At 58.7% G+C, this 17,721-nt stretch carries 14 protein-coding genes and 1 tRNA gene; 4 read left to right on the top strand and 11 right to left on the bottom strand.

The genetic code is table 11. The annotated features are described in order from the left end of the window. Nucleotides 1–48: 48 nt before the first annotated feature. The gene (gene rlmB, locus LPB19_RS07530) at nt 49–786 is read right to left on the bottom strand and encodes a 23S rRNA (guanosine(2251)-2'-O)-methyltransferase RlmB (protein ID WP_206645445.1); all 738 of its coding nucleotides are present in this window, start codon (nt 784–786) and stop codon (nt 49–51) included. A gap of 15 nt (nt 787–801) precedes the next feature. After that, entirely contained in the window at nt 802–3,315 is a 2,514-nt protein-coding gene (gene rnr, locus LPB19_RS07525) for a ribonuclease R (protein ID WP_206645444.1), read from the bottom strand. Nucleotides 3,316–3,562: 247 nt separating this feature from the next. Here rnr and LPB19_RS07520 point away from each other — a divergent pair. Then, nucleotides 3,563–3,649: transfer RNA gene (locus tag LPB19_RS07520), tRNA-Leu, on the top strand. Nucleotides 3,650–3,768: 119 nt separating this feature from the next. Here LPB19_RS07520 and LPB19_RS07515 read toward each other — a convergent pair. From LPB19_RS07515 to mpl, 4 genes are all read right to left on the bottom strand, one after another. Continuing rightward, nucleotides 3,769–5,658 (bottom strand): hypothetical protein, encoded by a 1,890-nt coding sequence (locus LPB19_RS07515; protein WP_206645443.1) that lies wholly within the window; start codon nt 5,656–5,658, stop codon nt 3,769–3,771. 142 nt (nt 5,659–5,800) lie between these two features. Beyond that, nucleotides 5,801–6,940 (bottom strand): acyl-CoA dehydrogenase family protein, encoded by a 1,140-nt coding sequence (locus LPB19_RS07510; RefSeq protein ID WP_206645442.1) that lies wholly within the window; start codon nt 6,938–6,940, stop codon nt 5,801–5,803. Nucleotides 6,941–7,065: 125 nt separating this feature from the next. After that, nucleotides 7,066–7,704: a flavin prenyltransferase UbiX gene (locus LPB19_RS07505; protein WP_206645441.1), complete on the bottom strand. Its 639-nt coding sequence runs from the start codon at nt 7,702–7,704 to the stop codon at nt 7,066–7,068. Nucleotides 7,705–7,731: 27 nt separating this feature from the next. Then, the gene (mpl, locus tag LPB19_RS07500; RefSeq protein WP_206645440.1) at nt 7,732–9,126 is read right to left on the bottom strand and encodes a UDP-N-acetylmuramate:L-alanyl-gamma-D-glutamyl-meso-diaminopimelate ligase; all 1,395 of its coding nucleotides are present in this window, start codon (nt 9,124–9,126) and stop codon (nt 7,732–7,734) included. A gap of 156 nt (nt 9,127–9,282) precedes the next feature. Here mpl and LPB19_RS07495 point away from each other — a divergent pair, with 156 nt between their 5' ends. Next, on the top strand, nt 9,283–10,545 hold the full coding sequence (locus LPB19_RS07495; RefSeq protein ID WP_206645439.1) for a 6-phosphofructokinase: 1,263 nt from the start codon (nt 9,283–9,285) through the stop codon (nt 10,543–10,545). A 236-nt stretch (nt 10,546–10,781) separates the two neighbouring features. Here the strand turns inward: LPB19_RS07495 and LPB19_RS07490 are convergent, their stop codons facing one another. The 3 genes from LPB19_RS07490 to LPB19_RS07480 form a co-directional block, all read right to left on the bottom strand. Further along, entirely contained in the window at nt 10,782–10,919 is a 138-nt protein-coding gene (locus tag LPB19_RS07490) for a hypothetical protein (RefSeq protein ID WP_206645438.1), read from the bottom strand. A 294-nt stretch (nt 10,920–11,213) separates the two neighbouring features. After that, nucleotides 11,214–11,468 (bottom strand): GrxA family glutaredoxin, encoded by a 255-nt coding sequence (locus tag LPB19_RS07485; RefSeq protein ID WP_206645437.1) that lies wholly within the window; start codon nt 11,466–11,468, stop codon nt 11,214–11,216. A 153-nt stretch (nt 11,469–11,621) separates the two neighbouring features. Continuing rightward, complete coding sequence (locus LPB19_RS07480; RefSeq protein ID WP_206645436.1) at nt 11,622–13,748, bottom strand: methyl-accepting chemotaxis protein; 2,127 nt, start codon at nt 13,746–13,748, stop codon at nt 11,622–11,624. Between the two features lie 54 nt (nt 13,749–13,802). On the opposite strand from LPB19_RS07480, the gene LPB19_RS07475 reads away from it, so the two are divergent. Then, nucleotides 13,803–14,237 carry a YqaA family protein gene (locus LPB19_RS07475; RefSeq protein WP_206645435.1) on the top strand — a complete coding sequence of 145 codons (435 nt, stop codon included), beginning with the start codon at nt 13,803–13,805 and terminating at the stop codon, nt 14,235–14,237. Here LPB19_RS07475 and LPB19_RS07470 read toward each other — a convergent pair. After that, nucleotides 14,186–15,625 (bottom strand): ABC1 kinase family protein, encoded by a 1,440-nt coding sequence (locus LPB19_RS07470; protein WP_206645434.1) that lies wholly within the window; start codon nt 15,623–15,625, stop codon nt 14,186–14,188. The two genes, LPB19_RS07475 and LPB19_RS07470, sit on opposite strands and share 52 nt — an antisense overlap. A 254-nt stretch (nt 15,626–15,879) precedes the next feature. Here LPB19_RS07470 and LPB19_RS07465 point away from each other — a divergent pair, with 254 nt between their 5' ends. Then, on the top strand, nt 15,880–16,965 hold the full coding sequence (locus LPB19_RS07465; protein ID WP_206645433.1) for a GGDEF domain-containing protein: 1,086 nt from the start codon (nt 15,880–15,882) through the stop codon (nt 16,963–16,965). A gap of 3 nt (nt 16,966–16,968) precedes the next feature. On the opposite strand, the gene lipB is transcribed toward LPB19_RS07465, so the two are convergent. Continuing rightward, on the bottom strand, nt 16,969–17,607 hold the full coding sequence (gene lipB, locus LPB19_RS07460; protein WP_206645731.1) for a lipoyl(octanoyl) transferase LipB: 639 nt from the start codon (nt 17,605–17,607) through the stop codon (nt 16,969–16,971). Nucleotides 17,608–17,721 lie beyond the last annotated feature (114 nt).

Raw genomic sequence — 17,721 nt, 5'->3', positions numbered from 1 at the left:
GAAAAAGGGGTGACGTATTCTAGGCGCCCAGATTCAGATGTGCAAGCATTAACCAAGGCGCTGACGCAGCGCCTCGTACAGGCAGACGCCGGTCGCGACCGACACGTTCAGACTGTCCACATGGCCCGACATGGGGATATGGATGAGCTGATCACAGTGCTCCCGGGTCAGGCGCCGCATGCCCTTCCCTTCGGCACCCATAACGAGCGCCACGGCGCCCTTGAAGTCGGCCTGGTAGAGAGTGGCCTGCGCTTCACCGGCGGTCCCGATCAGCCAGACGCCCTCATCTTTGATCGTCCGCAGAAACCGTGCCAGATTGGTCACTCTTACAAACGGTACGGTCTCCGCCGCCCCGCAAGCCACCTTGCGCGCCACCGGCGTCAGGGAAGCTGACTTGTCTTTCGGCACGACTACTGCCTGAACACCCGCCGCGTCTGCGGTACGCAGACAGGCGCCGAGGTTATGCGGATCGGTTACCCCATCCAGCACCAGCAGAAAAGGCGGCTTATCGGCAGACTGCAGCATGGCCAGCAGGTCATCTTCGGTCCACTCACGACTTTCACTCACCGCCGCGACGATACCCTGATGGACGCCGGATACGCGCTCATCGAGTTCGCGCCGATGCACGACTGTCCAGGCGACGCCCAGACCATCCAATGCCTCGGTGATCTGCCCCACTCGTTTGTCCTGCCGGCCAGTCTGGATCCAGACCCGTTGCAGCCGCTCCGGCTCGCGCTTCAATACGGCCTCCACCGCGTGCCAGCCAAATACATACTCTGTCGCCACGATTTGCGTTTCCTGTTATCGGGAAGTTTTACGGGGTCGACGCAATCCATCTGAGGATTTCCCCCGCCCACCCTTCTGTTTTTTCTGGGCTTCCTGGGCCGCCTCAGCCACCAGCTTCTCTCGGGCACTGCCCGATTTCGGCTTCTGTCCTTCGGTGCGCGAGGGTGCGGCCTTGCCCTTGGATTTTTTACGGCGCCCACCCTTCTTGGCGGGGCCCTTTTCTCCGGACCGTGCCTTTTTTCCAGACTCCCGGCGGGACATTTCAAGCGCCTCCAGGTCTCCGCGGCGGCGGCGCGGCTGGCTGACAAGTTCCAGATCGATTTTCCGGTCCTCAAGATCAACGCGCACCACTTTTACCCGGACCTCATCTCCAAGCCGGAAACTCACCGCCGTGCGCTCACCAATCAACCGATGTTTCGCGGCATCGTGGTGAAAATAATCCCCGCTCAGGGTGGAAACATGAACCAGCCCTTCGATGTAGACATCCGCCAGTTCCACAAAGAACCCGAAGGGCACCACCGCAGCGATGACACCCTGGTATTCCTCGCCAACATGATCCTTGAGAAACTCGCACTTCAACCAGGCCATCACGTCCCGGGTCGCATCATCGGCCCGGCGCTCGGTCATTGAGGTGTGCTCGCCCAATTGCTCCATCTGACTGTGGTCGTAGGGATACTCAGCCAGATCAGAGTCCTGAACCGGCGGCGAGACCACATCTTTGGTGACATCCGGACTATGAATCCGTGATTTGATGGCCCGATGGACAATGAGATCCGGATAACGCCGGATCGGCGACGTAAAGTGGGTGTAACTGGCAAAGCCAAGCCCGAAGTGTCCGCCTTCATTTGGGCTGTAAACGGCCTGACTGAGCGAACGGAGCATCACGGTCTGAATCACGTTCGCATCGGGCCGGTCAGCCACCTGCGCCAGCAACGCCTGATAGTCCGCTGACGTCGGCTTGTCACCACCACTCAGAAACAACCCGAGCTCGCCAAGGAAAAGGCGTAACGCAATCAGGCGCTCCTCGGACGGCCCGTCATGCACGCGGAAAAGCGCTGGCATCTTGTGCTTTTTAAGAAAACGGGCGGTTGCCACGTTGGCGCACAGCATGCACTCTTCGACGATCTTGTGCGCGTCGTTCCGGTGGACCGGTACAATCTCTTCAATCTTTCGCTCGGCATTGAACACAACCTGAGTTTCGGTTGTCTCGAAATCAATGGCGCCGCGCTCCGTCCGGGCCTGACGCAGCAATTTATAGAGCGCATACAGATTGTGTAAATGGGGCAGGAGTTCCGAATACTGGGCCGCCAGCCGATAACCGGGCTCGGAATCCGGCCGCTCGAGCATGTCGCTGACCTTCGTGTAGGTCAGACGGGCGTGACTGCGCATAACAGCCTGATAGAAGGTATACCCGCTGATATTTCCGGCCGCGCTGATGGTCATATCCGCCACCATGCAAAGGCGATCAACATCCGGGTTCAGCGAGCAGAGCCCGTTTGACAATTTCTCAGGCAACATCGGCACAACGTAATCCGGGAAGTACACCGAATTACCTCGCCGCACGGCCTCTTCATCCAGCGGTGTGCCAGGACGGACGTAATGGGAAACGTCCGCAATAGCGACAACCAGGCGGTAGCCACCCCGTGGGCGGGCCTCGCAGTATATGGCGTCGTCGAAGTCGCGGGCGGTCTCGGCATCGATAGTGACCAGGGGCAAATTCCGGATATCGACCCGATTGGCTTTGTCTTTCTCCTCGACTTCATCGGGGATCGCCGCCGCTTGCTCGCCCAGCGCCTGCGACCAGGCATGGGGAATGTCGTAAGAACGGATGGCGACGTCAATCTCCATCCCCGGCGCCATGTGTTCGCCCAGGACTTCAACAACGCGGCCGGTGGGCTGGCGACGTATCGTGGGCTGGCGCAGAATCTCTACCACCACATACTGGCCATGCATGGCCTCACCCGCATGTTCATCGGGCACCAGCACCTCGTGGTTGATCCGGCTGTTTTCCGGAACGACAAAATTGATTCCGCTTTCCTTAAAGAAGCGACCGACCGTTTGCTGGGTACGGTACTCCAGCACCTCCACGATAACGCCCTCACGACGACCGCGATCGTCCACGCGATCCACCCGAGCAGCCACCCGATCACCATGGAACACCTGCCGCATCTGACGAGCGGTAAGAAAGAGATCACTTCCGCCATCGTCCGGAGACAGAAAACCAAACCCGTCTTTATGGCCGATGACCTTACCCGTCACCAAATCGGCTTCGTCGATCGGAAGGTAGGCGCCACGTCGGTTACAAATCAACTGTCCATCCCGGCACATCGCGATCAGACGCCGGCGCAACGCCTCAATACCATCAGCCGAGGCCTGACCCAGTTCGGCACACAAGGTTTCGTGTGTCGCTGGTGCCCCTCGCTCCTTAAGATGAGCGAGAATGAACTCACGACTTTGAATGGGGTTGTCGTACTTCTGAGCCTCACGATTTGCGTGAGGATCCCGGGGGGACTTTTTCCTGGAGACCATTCGAATCCTTGTTAAATATCGGCACAAGTGTGTCGTTTGGCGTGAAGTATAACGCTGCTGAGGCACTCCTGCCCAACAAGGCAACGCGCCGTTTTACTGCAGGAGGGAATTGCCCAAACTTTTCCGAAAAAAATGTTTGACAGGTTTTGAGTGAATCATTAAAGTACGCGCCATCGGTTGAGGGGCACTCCTCAACAGCGGCAGAAAAGCGACGTTCTAAGTAACCGAGCGGCTCTGCAAATCACCTGCCGAGGTGGTGAAATTGGTAGACACGCTAGCTTCAGGTGCTAGTGGGGGCAACCCCGTGGAGGTTCAAGTCCTCTCCTCGGCACCATTTCTTTCCTCAAGAAATGGCACGTTTTCAAACCGATCCCCCTTTGAATTCAGACCCTATCCAGGTTGCTGATTTCCGTTCGTTGTCGGGCCGTCGTTCACCAACAGCAATGCTGTCATCTACCGAATCAATCCGATCAGATGATCTGACAAACTCTGATAGCTGTACCTGACGGACGCGAACAGCCCGCCACCCGCCCTCTCAATCGCTTCACCACAGCCCTTGCTGCCGCCGAAGCGCAACAGATCAGCAACCGCAATCAGGTTCGGCTGGCCGGGAACAAATTCAGCACTACCGACCGTTGCGTAAAACATCTGCCATTCAAAACCGGCGTCCGCAATCACATTGGAAAAGCCCGCCATATCGTCATTGAGAAATCCGAAACGCAACAGACGATGAAGCTGATCGTCGCCGTCGGACCGCACATCGAACTCCAGGGTCAGATTTTCGAAGTTGGCGGGCTGCGGCTCATACCCGGAGACGCTGTATCCCTGAGTCGCACTGACCAGCTGCCCCACCACTGGATCGAGACCTGACACCCCAGAGCATGCCGACATATCGCCGGACAATGCCAGCGATACTTGCTCCACTGCATTTTCAGTCAGCGAAAACCCTGAAATGGTACCGTTAGACCACGTCGGGTCTGAAGAATACTGCCGAGTGATCACCGAATCGTTTGCCCCGCGCATGCGGGCGGTCAGATTCACAACGCCATCGATAACATCCCAGGTGTAAGTGACCTCCGCAGCGCCACCGAGCTCTGAGCCCGCCTCAATGCCCAGTTCCTGATGGCAGGTTGTTGCGCTGTCGAACAGGATGGTCTGATTGTCCCAGTCAAACACCAGGCGCTCGTCTACGTCCCGATCGTTCGTGAACTGCAAAAGACTCTCATTGAACGCCAGAGAAACCGAGGGCAGCCACTGGGTGCCCAGATTCGCCATGTAACCACCGTGCCGAACTATCCGCGCCAACTCGGCCATCGAGGGGAAAATACATCCGTTCACATCAACTGACCGGACCCGCCCGTCCTCGCTGTAAAAAAACTGCAGCCCGGCTGACTCATCCACACGCGTGCCGGAGACCGGCAAATTACTCTGATTTCCGGGATGCGCATAAATGCGCTGACTGGTCACCAGTACCGGGTCATTCAGATTGATCGGAACCTCAGGCAAGCTCAGGAGCTTGGCATCGACACTGGCGTAATTGCCGTAGGCTGCGGCCTCATCAACCATTTTAACGATGGTACTCGCGTGCTTGACCAGAGAGACCCCTAGCAGATGCGCGGCTTCCTGGCTCAACAAGCGCTCGGTCCCGTCCGCGTTGGCCTGCGCCAGAACCCCGTTGTAGGTTTCCGGGAACTGGCTGGTGAGAAACCTGACGAACGCACGAGCATAGGCGTGCGCCTGCTCATCCTGCGCCTGAATGTAGTCACGAACCAGGTTCAGGCTCGCCAGCCCCTGGGGCAAATCGCTGTTTGTGCCACTGGTCAAGAACAGCATGCTACGGAAACGGGACAGCATACTCAGTGGCGAAATAACACGAATACCCGGTGCCGCAGACAAGAGATAGGCGCTCTCCACCGGCACATCCCCGCTGTAAGTTTCTTCGAGGGTTTTACCCGGCAGAGTCAGCGCAAACAGCGGGTAGTTGCTCGGATTCAGGTCGGGCCCCACTTCGGTAGGCACCTGTAACTCAGCGATGTCGAGAGAAAATTCGCCGCCCGGCCCACTCATGGCCGTGGGCTCGCCGGACTCCAGAACCACCTGGTTACCGTTATCCAGCGTTACGGTCATCGGGCCGGGCGTGTACTGACTGTCACCATCCATATCCAGCCATACCCGAGCGTTTTTCAGGTAACCGTCCATCACCTTGCCTGAATAGGGTGCCGGCTCTGAGTACGCCACGCCATCGAAGTCACGACCATCCAGGGGCGACTGAGCGGACTCTTCACCACAACCAGCGAGAGCGAGGACAAATACGGGAACGGAGAGAACTGGAATGCGAGTCATTGCGGCAACCATTTATCCTTTTTAGAGGTTGTGCCGCTACTTTAGGGGAAGTGACTGCCGGAGACCTTGACTGGCTTGGCAAATTGTAAACTTAAGTATCGGAATCGTTACCGGAGCCCCGGAGAGCCGGGGCTCATGGCACCTAGAAAGAACGAGCAACGATCTCCTTCATGATTTCGTTGGTACCGGCGTAGATACGCTGCACCCGGGAATCGGCCCAGGCCCGGGCAATGGGGTATTCCCACATGTAGCCATAGCCACCGTGGAGCTGGACACATTCATCCATGACCTTGCACTGCAGGTCCGTGGTGTGTTGCTTGAGCATGGCCGCGGTCGGGATATCCAGCTTTTTTTCCAGATGAAGCTCAAGGCAGCGGTCGGTAAAAACCCGGGCCGCGGTGATCTCAGCCTTTAATTCCGCCAGCTTGAAGCGTGTGTTCTGGAAAGCGATAACCGGCTTGTCGAATGCTTTTCGCTCTTTGACGTAATCCAGCGTCCATTGCCATGCTGCCTCGGCGGCCGCTACGGCGGCAATTGCTACCTGCAGACGTTCGGCCGGAAGTTCCTGCATGAGCTGGAAAAAGCCTTGCCCTTCCATCGGTCCCAGCAGGTGGGTCAGCGGCACACTGACATCCTGGAAGAACAGCTCGGACGTATCCTGCGCCTTCATCCCCACCTTGTTCAGGTTCTGTCCTTTTTCGAACCCATCCCACTCGGACTCAACCAGCAGCAGGCTGATACCCTTGGCCCCCTCCCGCGGATCTGTCTTGGCAACCACGATGACGAGATCGGCCAGCTGGCCATTGGTGATAAAGGTCTTGGAACCGTTCAGGATGTATTCGTCGCCCTGCTTTACCGCGGTAGTTTTAATGCCCTGCAGATCCGACCCGGCTCCTGGCTCTGTCATTGCAATCGCGGTAATCATCTCGCCGGAAACAAGCTTGGGCAGGTAGTGCTTCTTCTGATCATCCGTCCCGTGGTTCAGGATGTAGGGCGCCACAATGTCGGAATGCAGCCCCCAGCCAATGCCGGACAAACCGGCCCGTGAGATCTCCTCCATGACGACGGCACTGTACCGAAAATCGGCACCGACACCGCCATACTCTTCGGGAATCGTCGGACATAGGAAGCCAAGCTCACCGGCTTTGCGCCAGAGCTCACGGCTTACCTGGCCATCTTTCTCCCATTGCTCGTGGTAGGGGGCGGCTTCCTGCTCCAGGAACTTTCGTACGGAATCCCGGAAACTTTCCAGATCGGCATCGAAGAGAGTGCGTGGAATCATGAAGGAACCTCGGTACTTGGCCAGTGTTATGTTGGTATAGCACCAAGTCTCTGCCGAGGTGGGTCATGGCTCAATGATGAAAACCATCAATCGGGCTGACCAAAAGCATCGCCCCTGCCCGCAGGTCAGGTTTCGCGTTTCTTCTGCGACCGGGCTTCACCCCAGCGAGGCATAAGGGTTTGGGGAATCTCAAGATGATCCAGCAAACGGGCAACCACGAAATCTACGAGATCCTGGATTGATTCCGGTTTGTGATAGAAGCCGGGACTGGCAGGAACGATCACCGCACCCATTCTTGTCAACTTGAGCATGTTCTCCAGATGCACTTCCGAGTATGGCGCTTCCCGGGGCACCAGTATCAGCTGACGACGTTCCTTGAGCGCGACGTCGCCGGCCCGTTCGATAAGGTTGTTGCTGGCTCCGGTGGCCAGGGCAGACAGCGTGCCCGTACTGCACGGACAGACAATCAGCGGCGCCTTCTCACCCGAACCGGAGGCCGGCGGGGCAAACCAGTCTTCGCGCCCGAACACCAGCACCTGCCCCGATTCCGCGCCAGCCCATTCACTGAGCACAGCCTGCATGGCCGGCGGGGTCCCCGGGAGTTTCAGGTCGGTTTCGGTGGCAATCACCACTTGCGCCGCCCGGCTGACCATGACGTTGATGCTGCACCCGGCCGCGACCAGACATTCCAGAAGCCGCAGCCCATATTGCGCGCCGGAAGCCCCGGTAATGGCCAGATTAATGGTTCGCCCCTGTTCAGACATCCTGTTCCCCCCCCCGCGCCTGCACGCTCAGCCCAGCCGACGCTTCAGCTCGTCCACCAGTTTGCCGTGAATTCCGCCAAAACCGCCATTGCTCATGATCACGATGTGGCAAGGCCCCGGAAGATTCGCCAGCGCTTTGTCAATCAGCCCCTCAACCGTCGTTTCGACGCGGTGCTGATCGGAGGCCGGTCCATCTGGCTGCCAGTCGGTTACCAGAGAATCCAGCCAGTCCATGCCATTCAGGTTGGCCCAGAGCACCTGATCCGCCGACTCTGCGCTGGGCAGCAGGGTTTGCTCATGGACACCCTGTTTCATGGTGTTGGAACGGGGCTCGATCAACGCCACGATGGGCTCGTCCCCGACCTGCGCACGCAACCCCTCGAGCGTGGTCGCAATGGCGGTGGGATGATGGGCGAAATCATCGTAGACACGCACGCCTTCCACGTCCGCCAGGAGTTCCATTCGCCGTTTCACCCCGGAGAATCGACAGAGTGCGGCCACCGCATGATCCGGCGTAACCCCCACATGTCGGGCGGCAGCTATGGCAGCCAGGGCATTACGCACGTTGTGCAGCCCGGTTTGTGGCCAGCTTACCGTTGCCACTGGCTGTTCATGGTGAATCACCATGAATCGGCTGCCGTCTTCCGATAGCAGTTCGGCGCGCCAGTCCGAGGCCCGGGGGATTTCGCTGCCAATCGCGGTATCCTGGACCGGGCTCCAGCACCCCATGGCCAGTGCCTTATCCAGGTGCTCATCCAGCGCCGGGCGGACAATCAGTCCTCTGGAAGGCACGGTGCGGACCAGGTGGTGGAATTGTCGCTCAATGGCCTCCACGTTGTCGAAAATGTCAGCGTGGTCGAATTCCAGGTTGTTCAGAATCAGGGTGTGCGGGCGGTAATGAATAAATTTCGAGCGTTTGTCGAAAAAAGCGCTGTCGTACTCATCCGCTTCAATGACAAAGAAATCGCTGTTACCCAGACGGGCTGACACCGGAAAATCGTTTGGCACGCCACCAACAAGATAGCCAGGCTCAAAACCGGCCTGCTCCAGTATCCACAACAACATGGACGTGGTGGTCGTCTTGCCATGAGTCCCTGCCACGGCCAGCACCCAGCGGTGGCGCAGAACCTCGCGGGCAAGCCATTCGGGGCCGGACATGTAATCAATATTCTGGTTCAGTACCGCTTCAACTTCAGCGTTGCCACGGGACATGGCATTGCCGATCAGCACCAGGTCCGGCGTCGGATCCAGATGGTCAGCGCTGTAGCCTTCCATCAGTTCGATGCCCTGAGCCTCAAGCTGTGTGCTCATCGGCGGGTAGACACCTTGGTCTGAGCCAGTGACGGTGTGGCCAAGCTCCCGGGCCAGGACAGCCAAACTGCCCATGAAGGTGCCGCAGATGCCCAGAATGTGAATATGCATGCCTGAATAGTTCCTTAGCTGTAAAGTCCGACAAGCCTCCCGTATCCGCCCAACCCCGTCAAGAGCCGCGCTATCCGCAATCCTGCTCATGAAAATTCGCGCCTTTTGGCGTATCATCTGCGCGATTATCGAACCAGCAGGAGGCTTCAGCCCAAGATGGCCATCAAGAATGCATTCTACGCTCAGTCTGGCGGTGTTACCGCCGTTATCAACGCCAGTGCCTGTGGCGTTATCGAGACCGCCCGCAAACATCCGGACAAGATTGGCAAGGTGTTCGCCGGTCGCAATGGCATTCTGGGTGCCCTGAAAGAAGAGCTGATTGATACCAGCCTGGAAAGCGACGACGCAATCCGCGCGCTGATCCATACCCCAGGCGGCGCCTTCGGCTCCTGCCGGTACAAGCTCAAGAACATCTCCGAAAACCGTCGCGAGTACGAGCGGCTGATCGAGGTGTTCCGGGCTCACGACATCGGCTACTTCTTCTACAACGGCGGTGGCGATTCCCAGGACACCGCCTACAAAGTGTCCCAGCTTGCCGACAAGATGGGCTACCCGATTACCTGCATTGGCATTCCCAAAACCGTCGACAACGACCTGCCGTTCACCGACTGCTGCCCCGGCTTTGGTTCCGTTGCCAAGTACATCGCCACGTCCACCCTGGAAGCCAGCCTCGACATCAAGTCCATGTGCGAAACTTCCACCAAAGTATTCATTCTGGAAGTGATGGGCCGCCATGCCGGATGGATTGCCGCCTCCGGTGGCCTGGCCGGTCAGGGTGAAGGCGAGCCACCGCATATCATCCTGTTCCCGGAAATTCCCTTCGACCGGGAGGCGTTCCTGGCGCGCGTGGATCACTGCGTCAAGGAATATGGCTACTGCGTGATCGTGGCTTCCGAAGGTGCCCAGTACGAAGACGGCCGTTTCCTTGCCGACGCGGGCGCCAAAGATGCGTTTGGTCATACCCAGCTGGGCGGGGTCGCTCCGGCACTGGCCAACATGGTCAAACAGGCTCTGGGCCACAAGTACCACTGGGCCGTGGCCGACTACCTGCAGCGCAGCGCGCGCCATATCGCGTCCGGTACCGACGTGAAGCAGGCCTATGCCGTTGGCGAAGCTGCGGTGGAAATGGCCATCAGTGGCAAGCAGGCGGTCATGCCAACGATCGTCCGCACGCAAGGTGGTGCATACCAGTGGAAGATTGGCGAGGCGCCGCTGAGCGAAGTGGCGAACCAGGAGAAAAAGATGCCCATCCACTACATCACGGATGACGGCTTCGGCATTACCCAGGACTGCCGCGAATACCTTGCTCCGCTGATCGCCGGTGAAAGCTTCCCACCGTTCGATAACGGCCTGCCCCGGGTGGCAAAGCTGAAAAACCAGCTGGTGGACAAGAAGCTGAAAGCCGGTTTCGAGGTCTGACCAGACCGAGCTTCCAGTTCACCTGACAAGAGTGAACCTGGTGCTTAGACAAATGGCCCCGCGATCGCCCAGATCCGGGGCATTTTTTTGCGACAACGCTGCAGCCAGGGGTGAATCGCTACAACCGTTGGTTCTTGATCCGGGTGGAAAGCCGCGTCTGCAGCGACATTGCCATAAAGAGCAGTACGATCGCGAAATGACCACAACGATGCTGATCCCGATGCCCAGCCAGAAGCTCAGCCCGCCAGTTTCTTTTCTTCCTGCTGGATCGAACCTTCATCGCGCTGGAGATCCTCCAGTTCATTGGCCTGTATCCGTTTGCGGAAGCTAAACTTTTCTTTTTCCAAATGCTCCAGAGAGCCTTCGGAGCTCACATCGAGTTTTCGTCTCAGCTCCCTTTCGGACTCGTCAACCAGGCCCCAATCGTTAGCCGGGTATCCGAGTCGCGTTGCTGATGAGGAGGTTGGCTTGGCGTTTGGTCGGTTGACATGCAATCGTCCTCAAGCTGGCTGCCGGTCAGAGCTGAGGTGCTGTCCAATGACGCAAAGGACGCCCACACCCCGGGAAGTTCTCCCATAATAAAAAAACCTCCCCGAGGGGAGGTCTTCATCAACGAACGCACGTTCTCTGACCTGGCGCAGGGCAATCCCGCCCCCGCCCTCTGGCAATCAGCTCGCCAGTTCGGCCTCGCGCCCACGCACGAATGCGAAAAAGTCGTCGCAACCGCCGATGTAGCGATCACCCACGAGAATCTGTGGCACCGTGTGAACGGGACGACCGATTTTTGCAGCGATGTCCTGCTTACTCAGCCTCTCTTCCACCATATCGACCCAGGTATAGGGTAAGCCCTTGGCCTCGCAGAGCGCTTTCGCCCGGAGGCAGAAGCCGCAGCTGGCGCGGCCATAAATGATTACTGGTTCCATTGGACCTCCTGCACGACGACAACCGCGGTGCTGACCGAAAATTTGAGGTGAATGATCGCATGACGCCGCGGAATCAGAAAATTGAGGCTTTAAATTACAACCATAGGGCAGAGCGATGGGCCGCGGATGCTGGCACTGTGCTCAGCGACTATCTCAGGTTTTCAAACGCCCCAACTCTTCATCCAGCACTTGAACCTGCTCGTCCAGAGAAGCACCACTGCTCTTAACTCGGGTGGCGAGATCACGCAGATCACTGGCCGCATCACCAATCTGGGTCAGGTTTCGGTTGATCTCCTCACTGACGGAACTCTGTTCTTCCGCTGCCGTCGCCACATGGGTCACATGTTCCACGATGGTTCCAATCCGTTCAACCACGGAGGCCAGAGAATGCGCCGCTTCCTGGGTACCCTCCACCGCGGTCGAAGCCCGGCCCACGCCATGTTCGATGACCGATACCGCGCCGTCGACGTCTTCCTTCAGGCCATCAATCATCTGGCTGATTTCATCGGTGGACTCCCGGGTACGCGAGGCCAGGGTGCGAACCTCATCGGCCACCACCGCAAAGCCCCGGCCCTGCTCGCCGGCACGTGCCGCCTCGATGGCTGCATTCAGGGCCAGCAGGTTGGTCTGTTCGGCGATACTGCGAATAACGTCCAGAATGCGGTTGATCTCTTCGCTGCGGCTGGCCACGTGGCTAATCGCCGTGCTGGCCTGCCCCATATCCGTGGACACCGCATTCACCTCTTGAACCGCGGCCTGCAGCACCCCCTGAGTGAAGGTGATGCCATCCTGGGCCATGCGAGCGTTGTCAGCAGCATCGGTGGCGAACCCCGCCACTTCGCCCGCGGCCGCCGCCATTTCATTCATGGCAGTGACCACACTGTCGATATCCTGGTGTTGCCGCGACGTCTGCTCATCGGTGTCGAGGGCAATCGCCCCTACATCGCGGGCCTGGGCACGAACCTGGCCGTTCACCGCTTTGAGGTCACCGATCATCTCCCTGAGCCGGCCCAGGAAGGTGTTGAACCCACGCGCCAGGTCAATCAGCTCGGCGTGGGTGTCGATGGTCAGCTCACGAGTCAGGTCGCCTTCGGCACTGGCCAGGTTCTGCATCCGGTCACGGATCTCATTCAGCGGCCGAACCACGGAACGCACCAGGAAAACCAGCGCCAGCAGCGCGAGCGCAACAACCACTACCCCAACAATCGTCTGCCCGGTAGCGGTGGCAGCCACCTCCTCCGACATCAGGCCGGAAATATCACTCACGCTGGCCAGCGCCGCTTCCCGGGGCAATTCGATCAGCAGTGACCACTGGGCACCAGCTACCTCGATGTCCACGGGGTAGGACACCACCAGCGTCTCTCCGTCATCGAAGGTGCCCGCGCCCTGGTGCAAACTCCGGAACTCCTCGGCAAGTTCTGGCACTGCTTCCTTTAACGGCCGCCCGAGCTGATCCTGATAATGGCTCGATACCGCAATCAGGCCCTCCTGGCTCAGCAGCGTTACCCGGGACTGGCCGTCAAACAGTTTCTGGCTCACCGTGCCAATGGTTTCCTGCAGAGTGGACAGGCTGATGTCTGTCCCTGTCACGCCGGCAAGCTGGTCGCCATTCATGATCGGCACCACCAGGCTGGTCATCAGCCTCTGCCTGCCACTGCTGTCCTCGGATCGATAGGGCTCCAGAATGCAGGGCCGGGCTGACTCGCTGGCACACAGGTACCACTCGCTGTCACGCACCCCGAATTCATTACGACTGTCGAGGTATTTCGCCGCCGGATCCGCCATTCTCACAAACCGCGTCTGACCACTGGCGTCACGGTCGTAACGAATTTCCAGGGTGCCCTCGTCACTGCTGTGATCTTCCACACCATCGGTAAAGTAGCGGTCCTGGCCATCGTAGGCGTCCGGTTCGAAATGCGCGTAGATCGCGCTCAGACTCTGCTGCTCTTCCAGCATCGCGCCGATGGTTTCCTGCATATCCGGGCGGCTGATCCGGGAATAACTTTCCGCCTGAATGTTGCGGGTGATGATACTGCGCACGACTTCCGGCGTCCGGAAAGCGGTGTCGAACTGGCCGCTGACCAGCTCGCCATACATGCCCGCCGTGGCTTCGAGCTGTTCCATCACGGCGCCTTTGACCGTGGTCGTGGCCTGGTTGGTCAGCCGATCTTCCATGTTGCCCAGTGAGACCTGCGCGGTAACAACAATGCTGATACCCAGCGTCAGGAGCAACGCGATCACAAAGGCATAAAGTTTGAATTGGAGGGAGAGCTGTTTCATCGTATGCGATAACTTTCGTGAGGAAATTTAGAACTTGCCTGCAAGGAGACCCTATTGGCGTATTTCACACTCTTTCTGACCGCCTTTGCCGCCGCCACACTGCTGCCGGCGTACTCGGAAATACTGCTGGGCACACTGGTCAGTCAGGGGCTGTCGTATTGGTGGCTCTGGTTCTGGGCCACACTGGGCAATACCCTGGGTTCCGTCGTTAACGGGGTTATCGGCCGACAGGTGGATCGCTTTAAAGAAAAACGCTGGTTTCCCGTCACCGAGCAGCAGTTAACGCGAGCGCGGGAGCGCTTCAATCGCTACGGTCAATGGTCCCTGCTACTGGGCTGGCTGCCGCTGGGCGGGGACGCACTGACGCTGGTGGGCGGCATTATGCGGGTGCCCTGGCTGAATTTCATTATTCTGGTGGGCATTGGGAAAGGCTTGCGCTATGCCTTCGTGCTCTGGCTGGTGGCCGAGGCATCGTCGGCCGGGTCCTGATACAGATATTTGCGCAACAGGTGTTCACCATTGAATTCCGACTGCAGCACGGCAATGAAGGTGTATACGCCGATCAACTTCCGATTGAGGAACACAAACTCCTTCGGGGGAACCCGAAAGTAACGGCTGATGGCCGATCGGGCGGCCCTGCGAGCGACCCGAGATGGCAGATCGCTCTGCTTCCAGCGGTACTCGCCATCGGCATTGGTCGCGTAGTCCGGCCATTCGCGGTGGTCCGGCGCCAGCGGCTCAAGCACGGACATACAAACGGCACCAAAGGTTTCCAGTACCTCGTGCGGCCAGTCGCGGCTCATGAACCGGAGCTTTACACCGCCGTCAATCACGGCCTCCAGATCGTTCTCGTAGGACGCCCGAATCATCTGTCGCACAGGATCGAGGAATTCATCGGTGTAGGATTGCACGGCACCAAAATCCAGCAGGACGATACGGTCGTAACCGGGATCTTCCCCCTCTTCGCCCGCTATGCGAATACGGTAATTACCAAAGTTAGGGTCGGTCTGAATCTCACCCCAGACAAAAAGTTCCCGGAAAAACAGCTCCAATGCGGCCTTACCCAGCTCACTTCGCCGCGCCAGAGGCAGGTCCTTCACGGGTTGCGAGTTGAGCGAATGACCATGCTCGTAGGTGGACGCGATGATGTGGGCGGTCGAGAACTCCGGCAGAACACGGGGAACGATGAAGCGTGGATCGGAAACCAGCATCTGACGGAACTTCTCGGTTGTTCTGGCTTCCAGTCCATAGTCCACCTCGCGATGCATCATCTCGCGCACTTCTTCCAGCCAGTCATTGAACTCCGGACCGATACTGACCAGCCTGGCGACCTTCAGCAACTGGGCAACGGCATTCAGATCGCTGTCCACGGCGTCCGCCACCCCCGGATACTGGACCTTCAGAACCAGCTCCAGGCCGTCGCTCCGACGCACAGCCCGATGCACCTGCCCCAGTGACGCCGCCCCAATGGGCTCCGGATCGACGTCCAGCTCGGCCAGGCGCTCGCTGCCCAATTCATCGGCAAGCACTTTTTCGATCGCGGGCCATTCCAGCGAGGTGGTCTGGTCTTCCAGTGTGTGCAGGGCCTCAGTCACCTCTTCCGGCAGGAAGTGCTCACCGTAGAGCGCCATCACCTGGCCGATTTTCACCACACTCCCCTTCAACTGACCAAGCTCATGCACCAGAAAACGAGCCTGGTTGGATAGCATCGCACGATGCTTTGCATCCCGCTTTTCCTTGCTGCCTATCCAGTTGGTGGCCATGTGAGAGGCCATGCGGGTGCCGGCGAAAAGCCCCGCGCGTGTCAGGCTCAACCTGCGCTCGAAGCTGCCAGTTTTGATGCGGGAGACCGATTTTCCTGAGCGTCTGGATGACATGAGCGACCTATCCGGTTCCAAGAATTTTGCCGTTGCATTCGGCTTGGACCATTATACGAAGAGTGGCGCGGAGTAACCTAACCGCGCCGCCAGCCGAAATTCGACCGTCGGGCCAATGAATTCGAAAGCCTGATTCTTTAGACCTATACATCGGTTAGAGTGTACGCGTGCATACCGGTTCTGGCCCAGCCTTGAGGATCAGTGCCGAGCTAACCGGCAGTTACCAGCCCATGACAAAAACAACAAGACACCTAATGACCAGAGACGCCAAGACAATGGCCAGCGCCGGCGACCGCCCGGTGCAGGGCGAAATTCCCGTACCCACCCTGATCAACTGGCTGACGGCAGCCGCCATCCCGCTGCTGATTTTCTTTGCTTTGCGACCGGGTTTTCAAAGCGAATGGTTCACCTCGCCCCTGCTGATTACGATTGCCGTTCTGCTGGCCTTCAACAGCCTGCTTTACTGGACGCTGGACAGCGTCAAGCTGCTACGTCGGGGTTTCCTCGCACTGATCACCGCGCTGTTCATCTATCTGGCGGTGCAGGGCGTCGAGAATGGCGCTGCCATTCTCTGGCTCTTTGCTTATCCACCTGTGGTGTTCTACATCCACGACGCCAGAACCGGCATCATCGCCTGCGCCGGGGGTTTGATCGGGGTGGCGCTGCTGTTCAGCCCGATCGGTGACGCCCTGTTTGCACCGCCCTATGATACGAGTTTTCGGCTGATGATGATTGCGGCGCTCGGATTTGAGATGTTCACCTGTTTTATTCTGGACCAGAGCCGTCGCCGCGCCCGCCAGGAACTGATTCGACTGGCCTCCGACTTTGAATACGCGGCCAAGCACGACACCCTGACCGGACTCGCCAACCGGCGGGAAGCCATGACACAGCTCGAACAGGAGTTTGCCCGTTACCGCCGCAACGCGCGCACCTTCGCCATTCTGCTGATGGACATCGACCTGTTCAAATCGGTAAACGACACCCATGGCCACCACATCGGAGATCAGCTGATTGTGCTGGTCGCCCAGACGCTTCGTGACCAGTGCCGGAAAATCGACACTCTGGCTCGCTGGGGCGGCGAGGAATATCTGGTGGTGTTACCGGAAACCGAAACTGGTGAAGCCCTGAATATGGCTGAGCGGATCCGAAAGGAGATTGCAGCCGCGTCCATCGACGCAGAGGGCGCGACAGTGACCGCAACCATCAGTATCGGTGTGGCCAGCATTCATCCATCCGAGGGCATTGATGGACTCCTGCAGCGAGCGGATCAGGCCTTGTACCAGGCAAAATCCCTGGGCAGAAACCGGGTCTGCGTCCACGAAGCGGAAGCGCCGGCCTGAGCCCTACCAGCCTTGCTGATACACAACCTCAGTCGCACCAAGACCCAGGCACAGATGGGAAACCAGGCGCTTCTCCACGTCCGCCAGAGAGACACTGGGGACAAAGTCCCGGACCTGACTCATGGCCATCCCGGCGTAGCCGCAAGGATTGATGCGAGCAAAGGGTTCCATATCCATGTCGATATTCAGCGCCAGCCCATGGAACGAGCAACCCCGCCGGACCCTCAGGCCCAGCGACGCAATTTTGGCGTCACCGGTGTAAACCCCGGGTGCATCAGGCCTGGGCGCGGCGGCGATATCCAGGTCGGCCAGCGTGCGCACAATGGCCTGCTCGATTTCGTCCACCAAGGCGCGGACACCCAGTTTGCGCCGGTTCAGATTGATCATCAGATAGATCACCAGCTGCCCCGGGCCGTGGTAGGTGACCTGACCACCGCGATCAACCTGAACCACCGGAATATCGCCCGGGGCAAGGATGTGCTCTGCCTTCCCTGCCTGCCCCTGCGTGTAGACAGGCGGATGTTCCAGGCACCAGAGTTCGTCCACAACGGCATCATCGCGTTCTGCCGTGAACGACTTCATGGCTTCCCAGGTTTCCAGATAGGGCTGCTGCCCCAGTGAACGAACGATCAGGTCCTTCATATCGTGATGGCGCAACCAGCCCTCAAGAAACATGCTCTCGCCTGGGACAACGACGAGCCCAACCGTGGAAGTAGGTGCTCGGGACAACCCCTGCGATGAATTGCAAAAAACCGG

Source organism: Marinobacter salinisoli, assembly GCF_017301335.1.
Lineage (GTDB): Bacteria > Pseudomonadota > Gammaproteobacteria > Pseudomonadales > Oleiphilaceae > Marinobacter > Marinobacter salinisoli.
This window is presented reverse-complemented; position numbering and strand designations above follow the sequence as displayed.